Here is a 25,808-nt window from a genome sequence, read left to right as displayed (position 1 = left end):
GACGCGACGGGGTGACCTCGGGCGATCCCGGGGCGAAACCCCTATACCGTGCTCCGGACTCCACCACCTGACGCAGGGCTGGGCCGCGTTCTGGTGGAGGGCGACCGCCGACGGCCTGCCTAGCCTCGAAGCGTGAGCCTCATGCACTTCCTGCGCAAGCAGCCCGAGGAGCCGGCGCCGGTCGAGCGCCACGAGCTGCGCCAGTACCGCTACCTGTTGCGGACGGCCTCACCCGAAGCCCTCGACGCCCTGCACCTCGACGCCCTGCTGGTCCTCGACCCGGCGGTCCGCGCGATCATCCTGCGGACGGCGCAGGAACGCCTCCAGACCGGGCGCGACCTCACCGTGGACGACATCCACCGCCTCGCCCGCCTCATGACCGTCGCGGAGATCCGCACCCCCGGGGTGCTGGTGTCGGGCCTGGTCGACATCGCGCACGAACGCCTCGCCCGTGCCGTGCTCCGGCAGGCAGCGCAGACCGACCTCCTCGACGGGTACGACACCTGGGACGGTGTGGACCCCGACCTCGCCACCAGCGCACGGCGCCTGTCGCCGCCGCCGGAGCAGCTCCGTCGGGGTGCCTGACCCCGACCTCGCGAATGCCTGGCGCCCGGGACGACCACGGTCCTACCCTCGATCATGACGATCTTCGGTCGGGCCAAGGTGTCCGTGCAGCCGGCCGCCCACGCGGAGGACCCGGTCGAGCGGCAGTACCGGTACCTGTTGCGCACCGCCCCCACCGATGCCCTGGAGGAGGCGCACGTCGAGGCCCTCGAGGCGGTCACCGAGCAGGTGCGGGACGCTGTGCTCCGCACGGTCCAGGACGCCCTGGTCGCCGGGCAGCGGCTCACGACGGGTGACCGTCGCGCGATCGCGCGGCTGGTGACGGCCGGTGAGCGACGGGCGCCCGGGGTGTTCCTCGCCGCCTGCCCGGCCGGTCCGCGGCGCCGGCTGGCAGAGGCCGTCGTGGCGTCCGAGGCCGTGTTCGGCCTGTTCACCGGGTATGCCGCGTGGGACGGCGCCGATCCGGAGCCCGCCGACCTCGGGGTGGACCACGGAGGAGCGCACCCGGTGGACCGGGGCGACCCTGCCGCCGAGGCCAAGGCGTTCGCCTACGGACACGCCGCGGCCGTCAGCACGTGGGGCACCAGCGGCGGCTAGCCGCAGGTCGCGAGGACCTCGTCCGTGGTCGCGAGGTGGACGAGCGGACCGTAGAGGGCCATGACGTCCAGCGCCTTGGTGTGGTTCTCGTCGGTCGAGCCCGCGCAGGCGTCGGTCACCACGGTGACCGACGCGCCGGCGTCCGCCGCGGCCAGGACGGTCGAGATCACGCAGCAGTCCGTCGCGACCCCGGCGACCACGAGGCGGGGGTGCTCGCCCACGGCGGGACGCAGCACCCCCCACTTGCCGAACGTCGGTGCCGTCACGACGCGCGCCGGCAGGTCGGCCACCTCGTCGGTCAGCGCGTACAGCGGGTCGTCGTCACCGACGAGCGCCCACGGGAAGTCCTCGTAGTACGGCTTCCACGCACCGTCCGGGGCCGCCGGTGCCACGAACCGGGTGAGGACCGTGCGGTCCGGGTATGCCGCGGCGAGCCGGCGCGCGGAGCTCGCCGCGGCGGCATACCGGGGGGCGCACCAGGCGCTCGACGGGTCGCCGAAGACGCGCTGGAGGTCGATCCCCACGAACCAGGTCGTCCCGCTCACGCGCGGGACCCCGTGCCCTCCTCCTGGCGCCGGACGGTCCCGCGGCGCAGCACCAGGGTCGCGACGAACGACAGGATCAGCGCGAGGAGCACGCCGAGGTTGGCGTACGGCCAGTTGCCCTCCCAGAACGCGCCGGCGGGGTCGTCGACGAACTTGCCCAGACCGAGCGGCTCCAGCAGGTAGCCCTGCCAGTTGTTCCAGGAGGCGTCCTTGGCGAAGCTGTTGACGACCAGGCCCCAGCCGATCACGGACGTCACGACCATCGTGCCGATCGAGACCCAGTCCCATGCGCCGTACCGGCCGGCCGGGTCGAACAGCGCCGCCTCGTCGTAGTCGCGCTTGCGCAGGACGATGTCGGCGATCATGATCCCGGCCCACGAGGCGAGCGGGACGCCCAGGGTGATGAGGAACGACTGGAACGGGTTGATGAAGCTGTCGGCGAAGAAGACGACGTAGATCGTGCCGACGGTGAGGATGACCCCGTCGACGATCGCGGCCCGCGGTCGCGAGATGCGCACGCCGAGGGACAGCAGCGTCAGGCCCGAGGAGTAGATGCCGAGGACGGCACCGCTGACCAGGGCCAGGATCGCTGCGAGCAGGAACGGCACGAGGAACCAGGTCGGCAGGATCGTGGCCAGGGTGCCCACCGGGTCGGACCCGATGCCCTCCAGCAGCTTCTTGTCGGAGCCGGCGAGGGCCAGCCCGAAGACGACGAGCAGCACGGGCGCGAGCGCGCCGCCGAAGGTGTTCCACCCGACGATGGAGGCGCCGGAGGCGTCGCGCCGCTGGTAGCGGGACCAGTCGGCGGCGATGTTGATCCAGCCCAGGCCGAAGCCGGTCATCACCAGGACAAGGGCGCCGACGACCTGCTGGGTGGAGCCCGAGGGGAGGTCGGAGACCGTGGACCAGTTGATGTGTCCCACCGTGAGCGCGATGTAGACGACGCTGACCGCACCGGTGATCCAGGTCAGCCAGGACTGCAGCCGCATGATCACGTGGTACCCGGCGACGGAGGCCGCCACGACCAGCGCCGCCGTCACGAGGCTCGCCACGATCTTGGTGGCGGTGCCGCCGCTCCACCCGAGCTGGGTGAAGATCGTGGCGGTCGCGAGGGTCGCGGTGATGACCAGGAAGGTCTCCCAGCCGATCGAGGTCAGCCACGACATGACGCCGGGGACCTTTTGGCCGGTCACGCCGAACGCGGCTCGCGAAAGCACCATCGTCGGTGCGGAGCCCCGCTTGCCGGCGATGGCGATCACGCCGCACAGGGCGAACGACACGACGACCCCGACGACCGTCACGACGAACGCCTGCCAGAACGAGATGCCGAACCCGAGGACGAATCCGGCGTACGACAGCCCGAACACCGAGACGTTGGCCGCGAACCACGGCCAGAAGAGGTCGGAGGGCCGGGCGGTGCGCTCGGCCTCGTCGATGATCTCGATGCCGGTGGTCTCGACCCCGAGACGGCGCGTCTGCTCGCGCGTGTCAGTGCTCATGGCGCGAGCGTAGGCCCTGACGGCCCCCACCACTCATGCGCCACGGCACGACGCCATGACGACGTGCCGTGGTGCGGCGGTGATGACACACGGGCAGGGCCCGCGCATGAGGTGGTGTGGTCGGTCGAGCGTCCGGGTCAAGCTTGACCCGAGGCCCACTTCCCGTACTCGTCGTACTCGTCCTCGCTGACGGAGGTGTCGGACTTTCGGTCCGGCTCCGCGTAGGAGGACCCGTGCAGTTCTTGCTCAAGCGCACTCAGGTCGGTGTTGGGAGAGAAGTACTTCAGCTCCCGGGCAACCTTGGTCTGCTTGGCTTTGGCCCGGCCGCGCCCCATGGCGTGACCCCCTCATGCGTCTGGCGGGACGGCATCGCTGGGTCCGAGTCGTCGTGATGACGGCTCGACTCCGCGGAGCGGTCCCGGGAATCGTGTATTTGTCGTGGGGCCAACGCTACATGAGCGTGGCAAGTTTGGCGGCAGGACTCCCGGCTGACGGGACGAGATCAGCGTGCCGGCAGCCAGATCCCGCCGGCTGCCCCGGCCGCCATCCGCTCCTCGGCGATGTGGTCGGCGGCCGCTGCAGGCGTGATGTCGCGTGATGTCGCGGTCTCGAGGACCTCGAGGGTGTGGTCGAAGATCGCCGCGGCGCCCTTCTTCGCCCGCTCGAAGTCGAACCCGTGCAGCTCGTCGCTGACCTGGATGACGCCACCGGCGTTGACGAGGAAGTCGGGGGCGTAGGTGATGCCGCGGGCCTTGAGCTGGTCGGCGGTCCCGCCCGGGCCCTCGGTCACGAGCTGGTTGTTGGCGCCACCGCACACCACGGTGGCCCGCAGGGCGGCGACGGTCTGCTCGTCGAGCGCCCCTCCGAGCGCGCAGGGGGCGTAGACGTCCAGGTCGGACCGGACCAGGGCGTCGGTGTCGGCGACGACGTCGATCTGGGGGTGGGTGGCCTTGAGCGCCGCGACGGCCTGCTCGTTGACGTCGGTCACCACGACGTGCGCGCCGTCCTCGAGGAGGTGGCCGGTGAGGATGCGACCCACCTTGCCGACGCCGGCGATGCCCACGGTCCGGCCCTTGAGGGTGGCCTCGCCCCACAGGTGCTGGGCGCACGCGCGCTGGCCCTGGAACACGCCGTACGCGGTCAGGACGGAGGAGTCGCCCGCGCCACCGTTGCTCTCCGAGCGCCCGGTGGCGAAGCGGGTCGTCTCGCTGACGACGTCCATGTCGGCGACGTAGGTGCCCACGTCGCAGGCGGTGACGTACCGGCCGCCGAGGCTCTCGACGAACCGGCCGTAGGCGCGCAGCAGCTCCGGGGTCTTGTCGGTCGCGGGGTCGCCGATGATGACGGCCTTGCCCCCACCGAGGTCGAGCCCGGCGACCGCGTTCTTGTAGGCCATGCCGCGCGAGAGGCGCAGGACGTCGGCCAGGGCTGCCTCCTCGGAGGCGTACGGGTAGAACCGCGTCCCGCCGAGGGCCGGCCCGAGGGCGGTGCTGTAGATGCCGATGATGGCCCGCAGGCCGGTGGCGCGGTCGTGGCAGAACACGACCTGCTCGTGCTGGGCCATCGCGGCCAAGGGGCCGGGGGGCGTGGTCAGCACGGGGCTGGACGGCGACGAGGACGTGGTCACGGTGGTGACTCCTGGAGCTCGGTGGGGCGCTGGACGGGAACGGGATGGCGCGGGTCACGCGCCCACCCCAGCGTATTCCTGACCACCTGGTGGTCGTGTGACTAGTCCCAACGAGCCATGGGGGATGACCCGTATGGAATGTTCCCAAAGCATCCCCCTTGTCCGATTATGGAGAGACGTCCCCTGCACGAGGAGAAAGTCATGGTTACTCGCACCACCGAGGTCGAGAAGTTGCTCACCCCCGCGGAAGTCGCGTCACTGTTCCGCGTCGACCCCAAGACGGTCACCCGCTGGGCCAAGGCCGGCAAGCTCAACTCGATCCGCACGCTCGGCGGCCACCGCCGCTACCGAGAGGCCGAGGTTCGCGCCCTTCTCACTGACGTGATCTGAGCCGCTGACCGGCGTCCGGGGGCAGGGCCCGGGCGCTGGACCACCAGCGGCTCTCCATCACCGCTCACCCACGGGTGAGGTCACCACCGGCTCGGGAAGGTCGGTGGGGTCAGGGCCTTGACGGTCCGGACCTGCCTGGCCTCGTCCGCGGCCCCGCGACGGTACGTTGCGGACCATGGTCGACCACGCGCTGCCTGCTGCCCGTCAGGGCCCGCTCACCGATGTGGGTGTGGTCGAGGTCGGTGGGATCGGTCCCGTGCCGTTCGCGGCCATGCTGCTGGCAGACCTGGGGGCCGACGTCGTGCGTGTCGACCGTCCCCTGGACGACCTGAGCGGCACCCACGCCGTGCTGTTGCGTGGGCGGAGGTCGGTGGTGCTCGACCTCAAGTCCGACGAGGGTCGGACGGAGGTGCTGCGCCTGGTCGAGGCCAGCGACGTGCTGCTCGAGGGCTTCCGCCCCGGCGTGGCCGAGCGGCTGGGGTTCGGACCCGAGGTCGCCCTCGCGCGCAACCCGCGCCTCGTCTACGGCCGGATGACCGGGTGGGGACAGGACGGGCCGTATGCCGCGCTGGCCGGCCACGACATCACCTACCTCGCGATCAGCGGGGTCCTGGACGCGTTCGTCGGGGACGGCGGCCGACCCGTGCCACCCCTCAACCTCCTCGGCGACTTCGGTGGGGGTGGGGCGCTGCTGGCCTTCGGGGTGCTGGCCGGCGTGCTGCACGCTCGCGCCACCGGCGAGGGCCAGGTGGTCGACGCCGCGATCGTCGACGGCGTCGCGGCGATGACGGCGATGCAGCAGTCGCTCCTCGCCTCCGGGGCGTGGTCGGGGCCACGGGGCCACAACCTGTTCGACGGTGGAGCTCCGTTCTACCGCTGCTACCGCACCGCGGACGACCGGTGGATGGCGGTCGGCGCGATCGAACCGGTCTTCTACGGCCGCCTCCTGCAGGGTCTGGGCCTCCACTCCGCCGAGCTGGCCACCGCCCAGATGGATGCTGCGGCGTGGCCGGCGACGAGCGAGCTGCTGGCGAAGGAGTTCGCCCGTCGCACCCGGGCCGAGTGGGTCTGCGTGTTCGCGGACCTCGACGCCTGTGTGGCGCCCGTGCTCAGCCTGCAGGAGGCGAGGGAGGACCCCCACCTGGCTGCGCGCCATACGTATGCCGCCCGGGCGGGGTCCGTGGTCCACCCCGGCGTCATGCCGCGGTTCTCGGCCACTCCGGGGTCCGCGGGCACGGCCAGTGCACCCCGGTGAAGGGATGAGTGCGGCGAGCCCCGGACGAACGCGGACGAAGCGCTTCGGCTGACAGGCTCGGCGAGTTGGGACTAGGAGGTGCTGGCCGAACGGACGACATCACGTTCAAGTATTGGCAAAGTTCCTATCCCCGACCTCCCAAGAAGTGTTCGATCATCACATAACTTACGCAGGTGTCTTCTAGGGAGCTCGTAGTGATCAACAGCCTCGGCCTTTTCGTCCAGGAGCAGATGAGCCTGCTCGGATGGACCCGCGAAGTCCTCTCCGAGCGCACCGGGATCGATGAGTGGACGCTGGCCACGATCCTGGACTCCCACGTCCTCCCCGGGTCGCCCGACACCGACGACATCGTGGCCCTCGCCCGGGCGTTCTCGATGCCGGTGCGTGAGATCGTCCTCCGTTCCGCCGAGGGGTGCGGCCTGCACGTGATGGCGCCGCTGAGCCCCACCGAGACCCTGCTCCTCGCCTCGAACGACGAGCTCATGCGGGAGGTGCGTCGCCGGCTCGCGCTGGGCGCCCGCACCGGTGGCTACCTCGCCGCCCCGGCCCAGCACTGGGACGTCGAAGCCGTCTGACCCCGCAGTACCCGTCCGAGCCTCCTTGGCCGGTCCTCGGCCCCTCCCTGGCCCCTCCCTGGCCCCTCCCTGGCCACGGATGCCCGAGGACCCACCTCGGACCCCAAGAACTGCCCGCCCCTCGTGGTGGGGCCTGCGTGTCCTCAGGCTCCACCACGAGGGGCTCTGGCATTCCCCGCCGGAGGGCGCGTGGGCCGGGGGCCAGCCGCGGGCCGCTGACGTCCAGACCCGTGACCCTCAGGACTCGGGCGAGGGTCCCTCAGGCGTCGCGGCGCAGGGCCGAAGCCAGCCCCTCCAGGGCGGCCACGGCCCGCTGGCGCTCCCGGGCCAGGTTGTCGAGCACGCGGTCGTCGACGAGCTCACCCTGGTCGCCGAGGTCCTCGACCTCCTTGCACAGCGCGGCCAGGGCGGTCGCGCCCAGGTTGGCCGAGCTGCCCTTGAGGCTGTGCGCGGCACGGCCCATCTCCTGGGCGGCTCCGGTGTCGCGGGCCCGCACGAGCTCGCGCATCGTCTGACCTGAGTTCACGTCGAAGCGGTCGATGAACCGCAGCAGCATCGACGGGTCACCGGGTTCGAGGTCGAGCAGCTCCCCGAGCCGGTCTCGGTCGAGGACGTCCGTGTCGGCGTCGGGAACGAGGTTCGCGCCGGTGCCGCCGGTCTCGCCGGTCTCGCCGGAAGGCGTCGCAGCGGTCGGTGCCGACAGGGGAGCCGACCCCTGCGCCGAAGCCGGCGCCGACAGGGATGCCGGCGCACCGGCGGCCCCGCTCGTTCGCTCGGGGTCCGGCTGGACCCAGCGGGCCAGGGTCGAGCGGAGCAGGCCCACGTCGACGGGTTTCGTGAGGAAGTCGTCCATCCCGGCGAGCAGGCAGCGCTCGCGCTCCCCGGCGATCGCGGCGGCGGTCATGGCGATGATCGGCACCCGGGACGCGTTGGCCTCGTGGGCACGGATCGCCCGCGTCGCCTCGTAGCCGTCCATCTGCGGCATCTGGCAGTCCATGAGGATCGCGTCGTAGGCGCCGGGGTCCTCCACGAAGGTGGCCACACCGATGACGCCGTTCTCGGCGACGGACGCGGCATACCCGAGGCTCTCCAGGATGCCCACGGCGACCATCTGGTTGACGGCGTTGTCCTCCACCACGAGGACCCGGCCGAGGTGGCCTGCGGGGCCGGCTGCCGCGGGCGGGCTCGGCGCGACTCCGCGCGCGTGGGCGGCAGAGCCGAGCGGCGTCGGGGCCGACGCGGCCACGGTCGCGAGGCTGTCGAACAGGCTCGAAGCGAACACCGGCTTGGTCAGGGCGAGGTCGATGCCGGCCTCGGTCAGGGTCGAGGACTTGAGGTCCATCGACGAGCTCAACAAGATGATGCGGGTGGCGGCGAACCGGCCGTCGCCGCGCACCATCCGGGCGAACTGCTCACCGTTGACGCCCGGCATGAGGTAGTCGAGCAGCACGATGTCGAACGGCGTGCCGTGCCGGTTCGCCTCGTCGAGCAGGCTGAGCCCTTCGACGCCGGAGGCGGCCAGGGACGTGTCGACCTTCCACGAGCCCAGCTGCTCCTCGAGGATGAAGCGGTTGGTCTCGTTGTCGTCGATGACCAGGACGCGCAGGCCGGAGACGATCGCCGTTCCCATCGTCGCAGGCACGGACACCTCGGTGGCGGGGGCGAACGGCGCCGTGAACCAGAACGTGCTCCCGCGACCGCGGGCGCTCGTGACCCCGATCTCGCCACCCATGGCCGTGACGATCTGGCGGCAGATGGCCAGTCCGAGGCCGGTGCCCCCGAACTCGCGCGTCGTCGAGGTGTCGCCCTGGGAGAAGGCGGTGAACAGGCGGCTCTGCACCTCGGGCGTCATGCCGTAGCCGGTGTCGGTCACCTCGACCCGCAGGACCACCGAGTCGTCCGGCGTCCCGCGCTCGAGGGAGGCCCGCACGACGACCTCGCCGCTCGCGGTGAACTTCACGGCGTTGGAGGTGAGGTTGGCGACGACCTGTCCGAACCGGACGGGGTCGCCGCACACGGCGGTCGGCAGGTCGGGCTGGCAGGACACCACGAGCTCGAGCGACTTGCGCCGGGCCAGCTCGGCCACGACGGTGCTGCTCTGCTCGATGACCGTGCGCGGGTCGAAGTCGACCTGCTCCAGCTCGAGCCGGCCGGCCTCGATCTTGGACAGGTCGAGGATGTCGTTGACCAGGGCCAACAACTGGCGCCCGGCGTTGTCGATGCCGTCGGCGAGCCGGCGCTGGCGCTCGGTGAGCTCGGTGCGGTTGAGCAGCTCGGAGAGCCCGATGACACCGTTCAGGGGGGTACGGATCTCGTGGCTCATGGTGGCGAGGAACTGCGACTTGGCCACCGAGGCGGCCATGGCGTCGTCGCGAGCGGTGGCAAGGCGTTCGCGCGTCCACTCACGCTCGGCGACGCGGCTGAAGAGGGCGGCGGCCTGGCTGATGGTGACCGCGTCGCTCTCGGTCGGCGGCGTCGTGGCGCGGCTGTCCATGACGATGACGCAGGCGGCGCGGCCCTCGGCCACGATCGGGGCTGCCACCAGGGTCGTGCCCTCCGAGGTGGAGCCGACGGCTGGGGTGCGCTGCTGGACGGCCTGACGGGCCAGGCGCAGGGCCTCCTCGCGGTCGTCCTGGGGCGTCTGCCGCAGATCGCCGTCGACCGGGTCGAGGCGACCGTCCTCGGAGACCATCCACGCGGCGACCGGACGCCACCCGGTGTGCGTGGCGACGTCTGCGATGACCGTGGGGACGACCTCGACGAGGCTGTTGGCCTGGTTGGCCGTCGTGGCCATCGCCGAGAGCAGGGCCAACGCCTGTTCGGCGTCCTTGGTGGCGGTGATGTCCTGGGACGTGCCACCCAGCCGGAGGACCTGGCCGTCGGCGTCCCGGGTCACCTGGCCGCGGCCGCGGATCCACATGATCTCGCCGTCCACCTGCACCGTTCGGGCGTCGAACTCGAACGCGTCGCGACCGGCCAGGGCTTCGCCGATCGCCGCGTTGACCCGGTCCCGGTCGTCCGGGTGGAGCCGCTCGATGAACGCTCGGTAGTTGGGGACGGGCTCATTGCCCCGCTCGATCTCGTAGATCCGGTAGAGCTCGTCGGACCAGGTGACGACGTCGGCGCGGACGTCCCACTCCCAGCTGCCGATCTTGGCGATCCGCTGGGCCTCGGCGAGCTGCTGCTCGCGGTGCTGCAGGGTGTCGAGGAGGCGGCGCTGCTCGCTGTACTCGGTGACCCGGTGCAGCCACCCGACGTGGTCGCCGTCGTCGTCGAGGACGGGGGTGTGGCTGACGAGGGCCCAGATGTCCGACCCGTCGCCGCACAGGAAGCGACACTCGAGGTTGCTCCCGGGGGTCCGGGTGGTGGCGAGGTTGGCGAGGTGGCGGGAGAGGTCGTCCTTGCCCTGCTCGTCCATGCAGTCGTAGACCGACAGGGTGCGCATCTGCTCCGGGGTCCGTCGGAGGAGCTCACCGAGTCGGTCGTTGGCGAACACCGTCATGCCGTGCTCGTCGAACACCCACAGCCCGTCGGGAGATGCCTGGACCAGCCAGCGACTCAGGTCACCGGGGTCGACGTTGGCGAGGGCGGGGTGCTGCACCCTCCGATCTTCATGCATCAACAGGGGCCAAGCGTCGCTAAACGCTGGAAATCATCTCTTCGGTTGGTGCCAGGGGGAGTGTGAACGAGAACTGTGCCCCGCCCTGGGGGTGGTTGGTGCCCCAGATGCGTCCGCCGTGCTGCTCGACGAGCCCCCGGCAGATCGCCAGACCGAGGCCGGTGCCTCCGTGGCGCCGCGTGTCGGATGCGTCGGCCTGCCGGAACGGCTCGAAGATCACCTCGAACTGGTCGGGGGGCAGCCCGGGACCGTGGTCGCGGACCTCGAAGCAGACCTGCCGCCCGATCTCGCGCGTGGTCACCTGGACGACCGAGCCGGGGTCGGAGAACTTCACCGCGTTGGTGATGAGGTTGGTGAGCACCTGGATGGCGCGGTCCGGGTCGGCCATGACCCGGGCCGGCGGCCCCTCCGCGTCGATGCGAACCCGCCGCTCGGCCACGAACGCCGCCGTGTCCTGCAGGCTGGCCGCGACGAGCGCGCTGGTGTCGCAGGCCTGCGGGTACAGCGCCATCTGGCCGGCCGCGAGGCGCTCGATGTCGAGGATGTCGGTGACCAGCCGGATCAACCGGTTGGTGCTCACGGTCGCGAGGTCCACCATCCGCCCCGCGGCTGCCGGGAGCTCGCCGGCCGCGCCGCCACCGAGCAGGCCGAGGGCGCCCCGGATGGACGTGAGCGGCGTACGCAGCTCGTGGCTCACCACCGCGAGGAACTGGTCCTTCATCCGCTCGACCGCACGCTGCTCGCTGACGTCGCGGAACACGACGACCGCCCCGCTCTCGACCCCCTCGGCGACGATGGGGGCGGAGATCCACTCGGAGTCGAACGCGGACCCGTCGGCCCGGGTGTGCCGCCCGAGGACGCGCGTCGCCAGCGGGACGGGGGTGCCGTCCTGCCCCTGCGTGGCCGACCTCTGCGTGGCCGACCCCGCAGTGGCCGACCCCTGCGAGCCCGGTATGGCGTCGGGCTGGCTCCCGGCCGGGAGCCGCCGGGGGGTGGTGTCCACCTCGGCCCGCAGCACGACCTGCACCGGTCGGCCGATGATCTCCTCGCGGCGTCGGCCCACCAGGGCGGCCCCGGCCTCGTTGATGAAGGTGACGTGGTCGGTGTCGTCGACGCCGTAGATGCCTTCGCCGGCGGAGTTGAGGACGGTCTCCAGCCGCTTGGAGAGCCGGCGCAGCTCGAGGGCGTGGCGACCGAGGTGGTGCTCGGCCCGGGCGCGCTCCACGACGCGTCCCAGCTGCGTGCCGAGGTGACGCATGATCTGGATCGTCGCGCTGTCGAGCTCGCGGATCTCGGTGCTGAAGAACTCCAGGACGCCGACCGGCTCCTCGCGGATCATCAGCGGGAAGGCGCACCCCGAGACGAGGCCCGCAGCCGTGCCCTCGACGGCGCGGCCCCGCTGGGCGCGCTCGTCGAGCCGGTCGATCCACTGGGGCTTGGCCTGCTCGAAGACGGTGCGGGGGAGCCCCAGCTCGCTGACCGGCAGCATCTCGGTGCGGGCGCGGAACTCGGAGCAGCACCCCGAGTCCCGGGAGTACCACTCGGAGTGCTGGAGGATGCCGGTGTCGTGGTCGGCGAGGTAGGCGTGCGCGAGCTGCCAGCCGCCATAGTCGCAGAACGCCTCGAGCGTCGCGTGCAGGGCCTCCTCGACGCCGGACGCGGTGTTGGACGCGGTGGCCACCGACCCGAGCAGCTCGAGCGTCCGGGCCTGGCGGGCGAGAGCCAGCTCGGCGTTGCGCCGCTCGGTGATGTCCTGGGTGACCTTGCCGAAGCCGCGCAGCTCGCCCGACTCGTCGCGCAGGGCGGTGAGCACGACGCTGGCCCAGAACCGGGAGCCGTCCTGGCGCACGCGCCATCCCTCGTCCGTCGCGCGGCCCTCCGAGCGGGCCTGCTCGAGCAGCTGCCAGGGACGGCCGGCCTGCAGGTCCTCCTGGGGGTAGAAGGCGGCGTGGGAGCGCCCGAGGATCTGGTCCTCGGTGAAGCCGTGGATGCGCAGGGCGCCCTCGGTCCAGGTGATGACGTGCCCGTGCGGGTCGAGGTTGAGGATGGCGTAGTCGCGGACCTGGGTGACGAGCATGTCGAGGTTGGCCTCGCTGTGCCGCAGGTCGTCCTGCAGGCGTCGCTCGTCCGAGACGTCGCGGAAGCTCCACACCCGCCCCATGGTCGTGCCGTCGACCCGCTGCGGCTGGGAGTAGCGCTCGTAGATCCGGCCGTCGAGGAACCTCAGCTCGTCGAAGCTGGTCTGCTCCGGGTGGTCGTACAGGTCGCGCACCTGCGCCACGAACCCGTCGGGGTCGACGAGCTGCTCGAGCACCGAGCCCATCACCTTGCCGTCGTCGCCGGAGTTCATCACCTCCCGGTCGATGCGCCACATGGACGCGAACCGCTCGTTGTGACCGACGATGTGGCCGTCACGGTCGACGACGAGGATCCCGTCGACGGTGGACTCGAGGGTGGCGGCCAGCAGGGCGCGCGAGGTGGCTGCGCGTTCGCGTTCCCCGGCCCGGGTCACGGCGAGCGCCGCGAGCTGCGCCGCCCACTCGGGGAGGTCGAGGTCGCCCTCGGGAGGCGGCGTGCCCGGCATGTAGTGGAGCGTGACGCAGCCCATCTCGCTGCCGTCCTGCCCCTTGATGGGGGAGGAGTGGGTGGCGCCCACGAACGTCGCGGTGACCGGGGGGTGGACCACCTGCGGCAGGTCCTTGACCGTGATCACGCAGCGGTGGGCGGACGCCATACCCATGACCTTGCGGGCCAGCCCCGCGAGCACCTCCGCCAACGACGTCGGGCCGGCCAGCGCCTCGACCAGCTCGGCCTGGGCGGCGAGCATGAACCCTGACCGCTTCTGGTCGGTGATGTCGACGAGGAAGCCGTCCTGGACGATCCGGCCCTCCGCCGTCCGCGCCATGGCGGCGTCGTCGACGAGCCAGACGATCTGGCCGTCGGGACGGATCATGCGGTACTCGGAGCGGACGCGGCCGTCGACCTGGAGTCGGGACTCGCGGTCGAGCACCCGCTCGCGGTCGTCGGGGTGCAGGTGGCGCAGCCAGAGGTCGGGGTCGGCGACGAGGGCCTCGGGGGTGAGCCCGATCATGGCGGTCACTGCCGGGCTGGCGTGCAACCAGCGCCCTGCGGCACCCGGTTCGGCGACGTAGACGGCCACGCCGAGGCGGTGGGCCAGGGCCCGGTCCTCGGGTTGGAGGACGGGGCGCTCGGACCACTGCGTGAAGGGTCCCTCCCCTACCACCATGTCGCTCCCTCGATGCGTGGCCATGTCATCCGTGACGGGCGACCAACGAGTTCGATGGTAGAAGCCGAACTGTCCGATGTGCACCCTTTGGTCTGAGTCGGGTCTCCTTGTCAGCCCGTAGGACGGAGACGTCGATCGGCTGTGTGGACAGGATGTTGCGTGCAGTTGCCCCGAGGGACCTCGGGTTGATGCACTATGTCCGCATGATGTGCCGACCCGGGGGATCAGTCCCTCTCCCCGCATGACCCCCGCGCTGCCGTCAGGTGGCCCGCGGCGGGTCCTGGTGGTCGACGACGACGAGCTGATCCTCGAGGTGGCCGAGATGAGCCTGTCGATGGTCGGAGGCTGGGAGGTCACCACCGCCACGGGTGGTCAGGAGGCGCTGGACCGCTGCGCCCGCGAGCTGCCCGACGCCGTGGTCATGGACGTCATGATGCCTGGCATGGACGGGTCGACCGCTGCGGTGCTGATGTCCCAGGACCCCGCCATCAGCCACATCCCGGTCGTGCTGCTGACCGCCAAGGCCCAGGCCGCCGAGGACGCCCAGAAGTCGGGGCTTCCGGTCGTCGGGGTGCTGGCCAAGCCGTTCGACCCGATGACGCTGCCGGCCCAGCTCAGCACCATGCTCGGGTGGACCGCGTGAGCGACGAGGCCCTGATGTGGGCCAAGATGCGTGAGCGCGCCCGAGCCACGAACCTCGCCCGCACCGACCAGATCGAGCCTGCGCTCGCGGACGGCGCCCCGCGCGAGGTCGTCGACGCCGGCCGTGCGGTGGCCCACTCGGTGGCCGGGGCCGCCGGAACGTTCGGGTACGACGAGGCCTCCCGCCTGGCCCGCCAGATCGAGCACGCCCTCGAGGACGCCCTGCGCTCCGAGGCTCCGGCACCGGCCAGCCTGCGCGACGACCTGGTCGCGCTGCGCGCCGAGCTCCAACCCACCGACGCCTGACCGCCGCCGGACCGCTGGGCCGACTTCCCAGCCGACCTGCCGGTCCCGGACGACACGGCAAGACGGCAGTTGCTGGGCGAAACGGCAGTTATTTGTGCTGGTTTTGCCCAGCAACCGCCGTGTTGCGGGCGCGTCGCGAGCAGGACGCACAGCCCCGCAGGGCGTGCGAACTGGCTCGGACAGGACGAAACCGCCGCCACCTCACGGGTGGCGGCGGTTCCTCGTGGTGGCCAGGGGCGGGGTCGAACCGCCGACCTTCCGATTTTCAGTCGGACGCTCGTACCAACTGAGCTACCTGGCCGTGAAGCACGCACAACATGCGTTCGCGACCGGTCTGCTCCGGTTGATCTCCGGGGTAGGCCTGTCGCGGCGCGTCGATCATATCCCATCGCCAACGGTGGTGGTGACGCCCTCTCGGGCGTCGGCTGGGGCTCGCGGAGCGCCACACCGCCCCTCGGTGCAGGCGTTATGCCGACGCGGGCTCCGCAGGTCCTAGAGTCTGCCGCGAGGCAACGGCACCGACCCCGCCCGTGTCTACCCCCAGTCCCCCGACCGGTCCCCGAGGAGCGCCATGACGAAGCCGGCACCGCGTCGTCGCCCGAGCCTCCAGGACGTGGCCGAGGTCGCCGGCGTCTCCCACCAGACGGTCTCGCGGGTGGTCAACGGGTCGCCGAGCGTCGCTCCCGCCACCCGTGACCGCGTCCTCGAGGCGATCCACCAGCTGGGGTACCGGCGCAACAGTGCCGCACGGGCCCTGGCCACCAGGCGGTCCGGGACGATCGGGGTCGTCGTCGCCGGGCTCGGCTACTTCGGGCCCTCCAGCACCGTGGTGGGCCTCGAGGCGGCGGCCCGCGCCGAGGGCTACAGCCTGGTCCTCGTGTCGGTGTCCGAGACGAGTCCCGAGGCGAGCAACCGGGCGACCCAGGACGCGATCGAGCACCTCATCGGCGAGTCCGTGGAGGCGCTGGTGATGATCGCCCCGGACGACGCCGGGCTGGACCTCGGCCCCGGGGCCCAGGTGCCGCTGCCCCTGGTGGTGCTGGACTCCGACCCTGCTCGGGCCGGGCTCAGCGTGGGGGTCGACCACGCGCAGGGTGCGCGGCTGGCGACCCAGCACCTCATCGACCTCGGGCACCGCCACATCGCCCACATCGGCGGGCCGGCCAACTGGTACCAGGCGGAGTGCCGCCTCGAGGGCTGGCGTTCGGCGCTCGCCTCCGCTGGGCTGACGCCGGGGCCGGTGCTCACGGGGGACTGGACCGCCTCGAGCGGTTACCGGCACGGTGTCGGGCTGGCCGCCGACCGGGATGTCAGCGCGGTCTTCGTGGCCAACGACCAGATGGCCATCGGGGTCCTGCGGGCCATGGCCGAGGCCGGGCGCAGGGTGCCCGAGGACGTGAGTGTCGTGGGCTTCGACGACCTGCCCGAGGCGGAGTACCTCTTCCCGCCGCTCACCACGGTCCACCAGAACTTCGTCGCCCTCGGGAGGGCGGCGCTGCGGGAGCTGCTCGGCGCCATCAACGGCGAGCCGGGCGACGGCGCGGTCCTCGTCCCGCCGAAGCTCGTGGTGCGGGGTTCGACCGCCCGACGCGCCCGCGCCTGAGCCCTCTGCGGAAGGGTCCGAGCGGCGTCCGAGCCGTCGCCCCCGAGGTGTTCGTCCACCTCGCTCGACGGGAAGTTCGAGCGAAACCCTTGACACGCAGGGCGGTGTTAGCGCTAACTTCTGCACAGCGTTAGCGCTAACACCGACTCGATGAGGAGTTCACGATGGCCCAGCCGGAAGCCCGGGAGACCCATGTGGTCGGTGTCGACTTCGGCACCCTGTCCGGTCGGGCCCTGGTTGTCCGGGTCAGCGACGGCGCCGAGCTCGGGACCGCCGTCGCGACCTACCCCCACGGGGTCGTCTCGGAGGTCCTGCCCGGCAGCGGCGAGCAGCTCCCCCCGGAGTGGGCGCTGCAGGTGCCCACCGACTACGTGCACGTCCTGCGCACCGCGGTCCCCGAGGCCCTCGCAGCGGCCGGGATCGACCCGGGCAGCGTCGTGGGCATCGCCACCGACTTCACCGCCTGCACGATGCTCCCCGTCACCTCGGACGGGACGCCGCTGTGCGAGACCGCCTCCGGGGCGTCCGAGAAGCACGCCTACGTCAAGCTCTGGCGCCACCACGCGGCCCAGGCGCAGGCCGACCGCATCAACGTCCTCGCCAAGGAGCGCGGCGAGCGCTGGCTGCCGCGCTACGGCGGCCTGATCTCCTCGGAGTGGGAGTTCGCCAAGGGTCTGCAGATCCTCGAGGAGGCCCCCGAGGTGTATGCCGCGATGGCCCACTTCGTCGAGGCTGCGGACTGGATCGTGTGGCAGCTGTGCGGTACCTACGTCCGCAACGCCTGCACCGCCGGGTACAAGGGCATCTACCAGGACGGGGAGTACCCGTCGCGCGAGTTCCTGACCGCCCTCAACCCGGAGTTCGCCTCCTTCGTCGAGGACAAGCTGGCCCACCGGATCGGGCAGCTCGGCGAGGCCGCGGGCTCGCTGACCGCGGAGGCGGCGCGCTGGACCGGGCTGCCGGAGGGGATCGCTGTCGCGGTCGGCAACATCGACGCCCACGTGACCGCCCCGGCCGCCCAGGCGGTCGACGCCGGACAGATGGTGGCCATCATGGGCACCTCGACCTGCCACGTCATGAGCGCAGCGGTCCTGCGCGAGGTCCCCGGGATGTGTGGCGTGGTCGAGGGCGGGATCGTCCCCGGCCTCTGGGGCTACGAGGCGGGGCAGTCCGGGGTCGGTGACATCTTCGGCTGGTTCGTCGGCAACGGTGTGCCGCCGGAGTACCACGCCGCAGCCGCCGAGCGCGGCCTCTCGGTCCACGAGCACCTGACCGAGCTCGCGGCCCGCCAGCCGATCGGTGGGCACGGTCTCGTGGCCCTCGACTGGCACAGCGGCAACCGTTCGGTGCTGGTCGACCACGAGCTCTCGGGACTGGTCGTCGGCCAGACGCTGGCGACCCGGCCGGAGGACAACTATCGGGCGCTCCTCGAGTCCACCGCGTTCGGCGCGCGCACCATCGTCGAGACGTTCGCCCACTCGGGCGTCCCCGTGACCGAGTTCATCGTCGCGGGCGGGTTGATGCGCAACGAGCTCCTCATGCAGATCTACGCCGACGTCCTCGGTATGCCGTTGTCGGTCATCTCCTCCACGCAGGGCCCCGCCCTGGGTGCCGCGATCCACGCTGCGGTGGCTGCCGGGGCCTACCCCGACATCCACAAGGCCGCCCAGGCCATGGGCGGGCGCCGCGTCGCGGCATACGAGCCGATCGCGGCCAACGCCGCCGCGTACGACGAGCTGTACGCGGAGTACCGCGCCCTGCACGACCACTTCGGGCGGGGCGGGACCGACGTGATGCGCCGGTTGCGGGCCCTCCAGCGGCGGGCGGTGGGGGCATGACGACCATCCCCGGCACCGTCCGCGCGACGGTCGACCGGTTGCGGGCCGAGGTGGCCGAGCTGCACGCCGAGCTCACGCGCAACCAGCTCGTGGTGTGGACCGCGGGCAACGTCTCGGCGCGCGTCCCGGGCGCCGACCTTCTCGTGATCAAGCCGTCCGGCATCTCCTACGACGAGCTGACCCCCGAGGCCATGGTCGTCTGCGACCTCGAGGGCCGGGTGGTCCAGGGTGACGGCTCGCCGTCCTCCGACACCGCGGCCCACGCCTACGTGTACCGGGAGATGCCGGAGGTGGGCGGCGTGGTCCACACGCACTCGACCTACGCGACGGCGTGGTGCGCCCGACGCGAGCCCATTCCCTGCGTCCTGACGATGATGGCCGACGAGTTCGGCGGCGACGTCCCCGTCGGTCCGTTCGCCCTCATCGGCGACGACTCCATCGGGCGCGGCATCGTCTCGACCCTGCGAGGGCACCGGTCGCCGGCCGTCCTCATGGGTGGCCACGGCCCCTTCACCATCGGCGCCACCGCCCGCGCAGCGGTGAAGGCGGCCGTGATGCTCGAGGACGTGGCCCGCACCGTGCACGTCGCCCAGCAGCTGGGGCGGACCTGGCCCCTGGACCAGGCCGACGTCACCCAGCTCTACGACCGCTACCAGAACGTCTACGGACAGAAGGACACCACACCATGACCGCGACCCCTGCACACGTCTGGTTCCTCACCGGGAGCCAGGGCCTCTACGGGGACGACGTCCTGGCCCAGGTGGCGGCCCAGTCGGCGACGATCTCGGACGCGCTCGCGGGTCACGACGGCATCATCGCCGAGGTCGTGGCCAAGCCGGTCCTCACTGACGCCGACGCCATCCGGCGGGTGATGCTCGAGGCCAACAGCGACGACAGCTGCGTCGGGGTCATCGCCTGGATGCACACCTTCTCGCCCGCCAAGATGTGGATCTCCGGACTCGAGCGGCTCCAGAAGCCGTTGCTGCACCTGCACACCCAGGTCAACCGCGACCTGCCCTGGGCCAGCATCGACATGGACTTCATGAACCTCAACCAGGCCGCGCACGGCGACCGGGAGTTCGGGTACGTCCAGTCCCGGCTCGGGGTCACCCGCAAGACCGTCGCCGGCCACGTCAGCGACCCGGCCGTCCTGGCAGGGGTGGCCGCGTGGAGCCGGGCGGCCTGCGGTCTCGCGGCGGTGCGGTCGCTGCGACTGGTGCGCTTCGGCGACAACATGCGCAACGTCGCGGTGACGGACGGTGACAAGGTCGAGGCGGAGCGCCGGTTCGGCGTCTCGGTGAACACCTATGGCGTCAACGACCTCGTCACCGTGGTCGACGCCATCGGCGATGCCGACATCGACGCGCTCGTCGCCACCTACGCCGACGAGTACGACGTGGCCGCGCCCCTGCGCGCGGGCGGCGAGCGGCACGACTCGCTGCGGTATGCCGCGCGGATCGAGCTGGGCATGCGACAGTTCCTCGTCGAGGGTGGCTACGGGGCGTTCACGACGAACTTCGAGGACCTCGGGGGCCTGCGCCAGCTCCCCGGCATCGCGGTCCAGCGCCTCATGGCCGACGGCTACGGCTTCGGCGGCGAGGGCGACTGGAAGACCTCGGTCCTGCTGCACGGGCTCAAGGTCATGGGTCGCGGCCTGCCTGGCGGCACGTCCTTCATGGAGGACTACACCTACCACCTCGCCCCGGGCGCGGAGCTCATCCTGGGCGCGCACATGCTCGAGGTCTGCCCCTCGATCGCGGCGGCCCGCCCGACGGTGGAGATCCACCCGCTCGGCATCGGTGGACGTGAGGACCCGGTACGCCTGGTGTTCACCGCTGCCCCGGGCTCCGGCTTCACCGTGGGCATGGCCGACATGGGAGACCGGTTCCGGTTGGTGGCCAACGACATCGAGGTCGTGACGCCCCCCGAGGACCTTCCCCGGCTGCCGGTGGCGCGAGCCGTGTGGCGCCCGCAGCCGGACCTGCGCACCTCCACCACGTCGTGGCTCATGGCCGGCGGCCCCCACCACACGGTCCTGTCGACCGCGCTGGACCGGGAGCACCTCGAGGACTTCAGCGAGATGGCGGGCGTGGAGCTCGCCCACATCGACGCTGACACCACCGTGCGCGGCTTCGGTCGCGAGCTGCGGTGGAACAACGCCTACCACCGGCTCGCCCAAGGGCTCGCCTGATCGGAAGCCGTTGCAGGACAACTGAATACGCACAACATCTGGATCAACCGGCACAAGGGCAGGTTGGCCTGCACAAGAATGGAGCACACAGTGGTGCGCAGAATCGTTGCGGTCGTAGCGGCCGGGGCCCTGGCCTTCGGCCTGAGTGCGTGCGGTCGCCAGACCGACACCGGGGGTGCCGCCAAGAGCGGCTCGACCGAGAAGGGGACGATCGGGGTCGCCATGCCGACCAAGACGTCCGAGCGCTGGATCAAGGACGGCGACTACATCAAGTCCCAGCTCGAGGCGGCCGGCTACAAGGTCAACCTCCAGTACGCCAACGACGACATCCCGACCCAGGTCACCCAGGTCAACGACATGGTGACCAAGCAGAACCAGGTCCTGGTCGTCGCCTCGATCGACGGCACGGCTCTCAAGGGCGCCCTCAAGGAGGCCAAGGACGCCGGCATCCCCGTGATCGCCTACGACCGGCTGCTTCGTGACACCGACGCCGTGGACTACTACACGACGTTCGACAACCTCAAGGTCGGCAAGCTGCAGGCCGAGTCCCTCCTCGAGGGGCTCGCGGCCAGCGGCGCGCCGAAGCCGTGGAACGTCGAGGTCTTCGCCGGTTCGCCGGACGACAACAACGCGACCTTCTTCTTCAACGGCGCGATGCAGGTCCTGCAGCCGAAGATCGATGCCGGCGAGATCAAGATCGCCTCGGGCGAGACCGCGTTCAAGACGGTGGCCACCCTGCGCTGGGACGCCGCGGTCGCCAAGAAGCGCATGGAGAACCTGCTGACCAAGTCCTACTCCAACAAGGACGTCAACGGGGTGCTGTCCCCGTACGACGGCCTCTCCCGCGGCATCATCGCGGCGCTCAAGGGCAGCGGCTACGGCAGCGGTGGAAAGACCCTGCCGGTCGTCACCGGGCAGGACGCCGAGCTCGAGTCGGTCAAGTCGATCCTCGCGGGCGAGCAGTACTCCACCGTCTTCAAAAACACCCGTGACCTGGCGCAGGCCACGGTGAAGATGATCCAGGAAATCGCCGACAAGAAGACCGTGACCGTCAACGACACGTCCTCGTACAACAACGGTGTCAAGACCGTGCCGACCCAGCTGCTCGAGCCGGTCTCGGTCAACAAGGACAACGTCTCGAAGGTCCTGCTGGACGCGAAGTACTACACCGAGGACCAGCTCAAGTAGCCGGTCACCACTGAGGTCCGGTGGCAGCGGCACGTCTCCGCCGCTGCCACCGGCACTCCCCGGGCCACCCGGTGGCAGCGGCACCATGCAGCCACTGCCACCGGGTTCCGCCCAGCACCTCTCCCGGGACCGCGCGGTCCCACCCGACGATGCGACGAGGCATGCCGATGACCAACCCCATCCTGTCGATGCGGTCCATCACCAAGGAGTTCCCGGGAGTCAAGGCACTCTCGGACGTCAGCCTGGACGTCCAGCGCGGCGAGATCCACGCGATCTGCGGCGAGAACGGCGCCGGGAAGTCGACCCTGATGAAGGTCCTGTCCGGGGTCTACCCGCACGGCACCTACCTGGGCGACATCGAGTTCGAGGGGAGCCCCTGCGAGTTCAAGGGTATCCGCGAGAGCGAGGCCGCGGGGATCGTCATCATCCACCAGGAGCTCGCGCTCGTGCCCGAGCTCTCGATCGTGGAGAACCTGTTCCTCGGCAACGAGCAGAGCCGGGCCGGGGTCATCAGCTGGAACGCCGCGCGACAACGAGCCCTGGAGCTCCTCGCGCGGGTGGGCCTGCAGGAGGACCCCGCCACCCCGATCCGGAGCATCGGCATCGGCAAGCAGCAGCTCGTCGAGATCGCCAAAGCCCTGGCCAAGGACGTGAAGCTGCTCATCCTCGACGAGCCGACCGCCGCGCTGAACGACACCGACTCCCGGCACCTCCTGGACCTGCTCCTCGGGCTGAAAGCCAAGGGCATCACCTCGATCATGATCTCCCACAAGCTGAACGAGATCGAGGAGATCGCCGACTCGATCACGATCATCCGCGACGGGCGCACCATCGAGACCCTCGACGTGCGACGTGGCGAGGTCAACGAGGACCGCATCATCCGCGGGATGGTCGGCCGCGACCTCGACCACCGCTTCCCGCCGCACGAGTCCACCGTGGGGGAGACCCTGCTGGAGATCCGCGACTGGACGGTCGCCCACCCGGACGACTCGTCCCGCCTCGTCGTCAAGGGCGCCTCGATGACCGTGCGCCGCGGCGAGATCGTGGGGCTCGCCGGCCTGATGGGCGCGGGCCGCACCGAGCTGGCGCGCAGCGTGTTCGGGCAGTCGTACGGTCGCAAGGTCACCGGCGAGCTGCTCAAGGAAGGCAAGCCGGTCAAGGCCAACACGGTGCAGCAGGCGATCGACGCAGGCCTCGCCTACGTCACCGAGGACCGCAAGAGCCTCGGCCTCAACCTGCTGGACAGCGTCAAGGTGTCGATCACCTCTGCCGGGCTCAAGAAGATCCGGCGCAGGGGACGGGTCGACGAGCACGCCGAGGTGGTGGCGGCCAACCGCTACCGCACCAGCATGAACATCAAGACGCCGTCGGTGGAGGCGGGCGTCGGCAAGCTGTCGGGTGGCAACCAGCAGAAGGTCGTCCTCGGCAAGTGGATGTTCACCGAACCCGACGTCCTCATCCTCGACGAGCCCACCCGCGGCATCGACGTCGGGGCCAAGTACGAGATCTACGAGATCATCAACCAGCTCGCCGACAGCGGGCGCGGCGTGCTTGTGATCTCCTCCGAGCTGCCCGAGCTGCTCGGCCTCTGCGACCGCATCTACACCCTCTCCGCGGGCGTCATCACCGCCGACGTCCCCCGGGCCGAGGCAGACCAGGAAGTCCTCATGCGTTTCATGACCCAGCGAAAGGCAGATTGAGCCATGGCCACCCACACCGCACCCCCGCGGACGGAGGAGCGAGCGGCTCCCACCACCTCGCTGGCGGTCGAGATCCGTCGCACGATGAGCGGCAACATCCGCCAGTACGGGATGATGATCGCGCTCCTGCTGCTCGTGGTGATGTTCCAGATCTTCACCGACGGACTGTTCCTGCAGCCGCGCAACGTCACCTCCCTGCTCGTCCAGAACGGCTACATCCTCATCCTGGCCATCGGGATGGTCATGGTGATCATCGCCGGGCACATCGACCTGTCGGTCGGGTCCGTCTCGGCGTTCGTGGGCGCGACCGTGGCCCTGTCGATGCAGCGGTTCGACCTGCCGTGGCCGGCCGCGATCCTGCTCGGCCTGGCGCTGGGCATCCTGGTCGGGGTGTGGCAGGGCTTCTGGGTCGCCTACGTCGGGATCCCCGCCTTCATCGTCACGCTGGCCGGCATGCTGCTCTTCCGCGGCCTGGACCTGATGATCCTCAACGCCGAGAGCATCCCCGTCCCCGAGTCGTTCCAGAAGATCGCCAACGGCTACCTGCCCGAGATGGGGCCGGTGACGGGGTACCACAACCCCACGCTGGTCCTCACGCTGCTCGCGGTCGCCGTGATCGTCTGGCTGGAGCTCAAGAAGCGGGCCGACCTGCGCACCTACGGGATGGTCGTCCCCCGCATGGCGCTCACCATCGTCAAGCTCGTCGTGGTGTGCGGCCTGCTCATGACCTTCGGCCTGCTCCTGGCGTCGTACAAGGGTGTCCCCGTGGTGGGCCTGATCCTCGGCGCGCTCATCATCTTCTACACCTTCGTCACGCAGCGGACCGTCCTCGGCCGCCACATCTACTCCGTGGGCGGCAACGCGAACGCCGCCCGCCTCTCGGGCGTCGACACCCGACGGGTCGACCTCTTCGTCATGGTGAACATGGGTGTCCTCGCGGCGATCGCCGGCATGGTCTTCACCGCCTACCTCAACGCCGCCAACCCCAAGGACGGGGTCAACTTCGAGCTGGACGCCATCGCTGCGGTGTTCGTCGGTGGCGCGGCGGTCGCCGGTGGTGTCGGCACCGTCACGGGGTCGATGATCGGTGGACTGGTCATGGGCGTGCTCAACCTCGGTCTCGCCAACATGAGCGTCGACTCGAACTTCGTCCAGATCATCAAGGGCCTGGTCCTGCTGGGCGCGGTGGCCTTCGACGTCTACAGCAAGTCGCAGGGGAAGCCGAGCTTCATCGGGATGCTCATGAAGGGCTTCGGCGGGCGCAGTGGCCCGACGGCGGCCACAACGGCGTCGCCCACTCCGGTCAGGGCGGACGAGGTCGCCACCCCGACGGGGGTGACCCACGTGGCCCGGCGGCGGGAGGAGGGCCTTCCCGAGGGCCTCGACCCGGCGAGCGCGGACGAGCGCCGCCCGGAATAGCCCCCGGGGCCGTCGCCGTTGTCGCAGGCATGAAGGCCATCACCTACGCCGAGTACGGCGACCCCAGCGTCCTCACCCTGTCCGACGTCCCTGACCCGAAGGTCGGGCCGGGTGAGGTCCTGATCCGCGTGCGCAGCGCGTCGGTCAACCCCGTCGACTGGAAGATCGTGGCCGGCTACCTCGACCCGATGATGAACGCCGAGCTCCCCGCCATCCCCGGCTGGGACGTCTCCGGTGTCGTCGAGAAGGTCGGCTTCGACACCCCTGAGTTCGAGGTCGGCGACGAGGTCATCGCCTACGCCCGCAAGGACTGGGTCCACGGTGGCACGTACGCCGAGCTCGTCACGGCTCCCGCGCGCACGGTCGCGAAGAAGCCCAAGGCCCTCGACTGGCACCAGGCCGCCGGCCTCCCGCTCGCCGGCCTCACGGCATACCAGCTGCTCACGCGGCTCGGCACGAAGGCGGGCGACACGGTCCTCGTGCACGCCGCGGCCGGGGGCGTGGGCATCCTCGCCGTCCAGATCGCGACGTCCCTCGGGGCGCGCGTGATCGGCACGGCCTCCGAGAAGAACCACGAGTTCCTGCGCGGCCTGGGTGCCGAGCCCGTGACGTATGGCGACGGGCTGGCCGAGCGCGTGCGTGGGCTGGCGCCCGACGGCGTCGACGTGGTGGCCGACTTCGTGGGTGGCGTGCTCGACACGACCAAGGCGGTCCTCGCCGACGGTGGTCGTCACGGGTCCGTCGTCGAGGCCGAGGTGCTCGAGGAGGGCGGTCTCTACCTCTGGGTGCGCCCGAACTCCGACGACCTCGCGGCCCTGGCCGACCTCGCCGATGCGGGGAAGCTCACCGTCCCGGTGGCCGACGTGTTCCCGCTGGCCCAGACGGCGGACGCGTTCACGACCAGCGCGGGCGGCCACGTCCGCGGCAAGGTCATCATCGAGGTCCGCAGCTGACCAGCCGGAGACGCAAGAAGGCCCACACTCTCGTGTGGGCCTTCTTGTTT

Annotated in this window: 21 protein-coding genes and 1 tRNA gene; 15 read left to right on the top strand and 7 right to left on the bottom strand. The window is 70.9% G+C overall.

The genetic code is table 11. The features are described 5' to 3' along the window. Nucleotides 1-132: 132 nt before the first annotated feature. Together ASC58_RS10925 and ASC58_RS10920 are read left to right on the top strand one after the other, a co-directional pair. Entirely contained in the window at nt 133-585 is a 453-nt protein-coding gene (locus ASC58_RS10925) for a hypothetical protein (RefSeq protein ID WP_056919336.1), read from the top strand. Nucleotides 586-639: 54 nt separating this feature from the next. Continuing rightward, entirely contained in the window at nt 640-1,161 is a 522-nt protein-coding gene (locus ASC58_RS10920) for a hypothetical protein (RefSeq protein ID WP_056919335.1), read from the top strand. Here ASC58_RS10920 and ASC58_RS10915 read toward each other — a convergent pair. From ASC58_RS10915 to ASC58_RS10900, 4 genes are all read right to left on the bottom strand, one after another. Beyond that, nucleotides 1,158-1,706, bottom strand: coding sequence for a cysteine hydrolase family protein (locus ASC58_RS10915; protein ID WP_056919334.1), 549 nt, complete (start codon nt 1,704-1,706; stop codon nt 1,158-1,160). The genes ASC58_RS10920 and ASC58_RS10915 overlap by 4 nt on opposite strands. Further along, the gene (locus ASC58_RS10910) at nt 1,703-3,205 is read right to left on the bottom strand and encodes a cytosine permease (RefSeq protein ID WP_056919333.1); all 1,503 of its coding nucleotides are present in this window, start codon (nt 3,203-3,205) and stop codon (nt 1,703-1,705) included. Before ASC58_RS10910 ends, ASC58_RS10915 begins: the two co-directional genes overlap by 4 nt. 137 nt (nt 3,206-3,342) lie before the next feature. After that, entirely contained in the window at nt 3,343-3,540 is a 198-nt protein-coding gene (locus ASC58_RS10905; protein ID WP_056916306.1) for a DUF3073 domain-containing protein, read from the bottom strand. A 167-nt stretch (nt 3,541-3,707) separates the two neighbouring features. Further along, nucleotides 3,708-4,832: a Glu/Leu/Phe/Val dehydrogenase dimerization domain-containing protein gene (locus tag ASC58_RS10900; protein ID WP_235529195.1), complete on the bottom strand. Its 1,125-nt coding sequence runs from the start codon at nt 4,830-4,832 to the stop codon at nt 3,708-3,710. A gap of 201 nt (nt 4,833-5,033) precedes the next feature. Between ASC58_RS10900 and ASC58_RS10895 the strand changes: the two genes are divergently transcribed. The 3 genes from ASC58_RS10895 (at nt 5,034) to ASC58_RS10885 (ending at nt 7,052) form a co-directional block, all read left to right on the top strand. Next, the gene (locus tag ASC58_RS10895) at nt 5,034-5,222 is read left to right on the top strand and encodes a BldC family transcriptional regulator (RefSeq protein WP_056916307.1); all 189 of its coding nucleotides are present in this window, start codon (nt 5,034-5,036) and stop codon (nt 5,220-5,222) included. A 175-nt stretch (nt 5,223-5,397) separates the two neighbouring features. Further along, on the top strand, nt 5,398-6,477 hold the full coding sequence (locus ASC58_RS10890) for a CaiB/BaiF CoA-transferase family protein (protein WP_056919332.1): 1,080 nt from the start codon (nt 5,398-5,400) through the stop codon (nt 6,475-6,477). A gap of 194 nt (nt 6,478-6,671) precedes the next feature. Next, complete coding sequence (locus tag ASC58_RS10885; RefSeq protein WP_056916309.1) at nt 6,672-7,052, top strand: helix-turn-helix transcriptional regulator; 381 nt, start codon at nt 6,672-6,674, stop codon at nt 7,050-7,052. Between the two features lie 259 nt (nt 7,053-7,311). Here ASC58_RS10885 and ASC58_RS10880 read toward each other — a convergent pair whose 3' ends face one another. Together ASC58_RS10880 and ASC58_RS10875 are read right to left on the bottom strand one after the other, a co-directional pair. Continuing rightward, on the bottom strand, nt 7,312-10,653 hold the full coding sequence (locus ASC58_RS10880; protein ID WP_056919331.1) for a response regulator: 3,342 nt from the start codon (nt 10,651-10,653) through the stop codon (nt 7,312-7,314). Nucleotides 10,654-10,690: 37 nt separating this feature from the next. Then, entirely contained in the window at nt 10,691-13,918 is a 3,228-nt protein-coding gene (locus tag ASC58_RS10875; RefSeq protein WP_056919330.1) for a PAS domain S-box protein, read from the bottom strand. A 241-nt stretch (nt 13,919-14,159) separates the two neighbouring features. On the opposite strand from ASC58_RS10875, the gene ASC58_RS10870 reads away from it, so the two are divergent. Continuing rightward, entirely contained in the window at nt 14,160-14,561 is a 402-nt protein-coding gene (locus ASC58_RS10870) for a response regulator (protein ID WP_056916312.1), read from the top strand. Then, entirely contained in the window at nt 14,549-14,866 is a 318-nt protein-coding gene (locus ASC58_RS10865; protein ID WP_056916313.1) for an Hpt domain-containing protein, read from the top strand. The genes ASC58_RS10870 and ASC58_RS10865 overlap by 13 nt, the downstream gene beginning before the upstream one ends. A gap of 224 nt (nt 14,867-15,090) precedes the next feature. On the opposite strand, the gene ASC58_RS10860 is transcribed toward ASC58_RS10865, so the two are convergent. Then, nucleotides 15,091-15,167, bottom strand: a tRNA-Phe gene (locus tag ASC58_RS10860). A gap of 270 nt (nt 15,168-15,437) precedes the next feature. Here ASC58_RS10860 and ASC58_RS10855 point away from each other — a divergent pair. The 8 genes from ASC58_RS10855 (at nt 15,438) to ASC58_RS10820 (ending at nt 25,758) form a co-directional block, all read left to right on the top strand. Beyond that, nucleotides 15,438-16,469 carry a LacI family DNA-binding transcriptional regulator gene (locus ASC58_RS10855; protein ID WP_056919329.1) on the top strand — a complete coding sequence of 344 codons (1,032 nt, stop codon included), beginning with the start codon at nt 15,438-15,440 and terminating at the stop codon, nt 16,467-16,469. Between the two features lie 164 nt (nt 16,470-16,633). Next, nucleotides 16,634-18,307, top strand: a complete 1,674-nt coding sequence (gene araB / locus ASC58_RS10850) for a ribulokinase (protein ID WP_056919328.1) — start codon at nt 16,634-16,636, stop codon at nt 18,305-18,307. Continuing rightward, nucleotides 18,304-18,996, top strand: a complete 693-nt coding sequence (locus tag ASC58_RS10845; protein ID WP_056916316.1) for an L-ribulose-5-phosphate 4-epimerase — start codon at nt 18,304-18,306, stop codon at nt 18,994-18,996. Before araB ends, ASC58_RS10845 begins: the two co-directional genes overlap by 4 nt. Then, entirely contained in the window at nt 18,993-20,498 is a 1,506-nt protein-coding gene (araA, locus tag ASC58_RS10840) for an L-arabinose isomerase (protein ID WP_056919327.1), read from the top strand. Before ASC58_RS10845 ends, araA begins: the two co-directional genes overlap by 4 nt. A gap of 93 nt (nt 20,499-20,591) precedes the next feature. Next, nucleotides 20,592-21,686: a multiple monosaccharide ABC transporter substrate-binding protein gene (chvE, locus tag ASC58_RS10835; protein ID WP_200947805.1), complete on the top strand. Its 1,095-nt coding sequence runs from the start codon at nt 20,592-20,594 to the stop codon at nt 21,684-21,686. 167 nt (nt 21,687-21,853) lie between these two features. After that, nucleotides 21,854-23,386 carry a multiple monosaccharide ABC transporter ATP-binding protein gene (gene mmsA / locus ASC58_RS10830; protein WP_082553252.1) on the top strand — a complete coding sequence of 511 codons (1,533 nt, stop codon included), beginning with the start codon at nt 21,854-21,856 and terminating at the stop codon, nt 23,384-23,386. A gap of 84 nt (nt 23,387-23,470) precedes the next feature. Beyond that, nucleotides 23,471-24,805 carry a multiple monosaccharide ABC transporter permease gene (gene mmsB / locus ASC58_RS10825; RefSeq protein ID WP_369796229.1) on the top strand — a complete coding sequence of 445 codons (1,335 nt, stop codon included), beginning with the start codon at nt 23,471-23,473 and terminating at the stop codon, nt 24,803-24,805. 29 nt (nt 24,806-24,834) lie between these two features. Continuing rightward, nucleotides 24,835-25,758 carry an NADP-dependent oxidoreductase gene (locus ASC58_RS10820; protein WP_056919326.1) on the top strand — a complete coding sequence of 308 codons (924 nt, stop codon included), beginning with the start codon at nt 24,835-24,837 and terminating at the stop codon, nt 25,756-25,758. Nucleotides 25,759-25,808: the final 50 nt, after the last annotated feature.

This window comes from Phycicoccus sp. Root101 (genome assembly GCF_001426245.1).
Taxonomy (GTDB): domain Bacteria; phylum Actinomycetota; class Actinomycetes; order Actinomycetales; family Dermatophilaceae; genus Pedococcus.
Note: the sequence above shows the minus strand (reverse complement) of the source record. Positions and strands in the feature narration are given on the sequence as shown.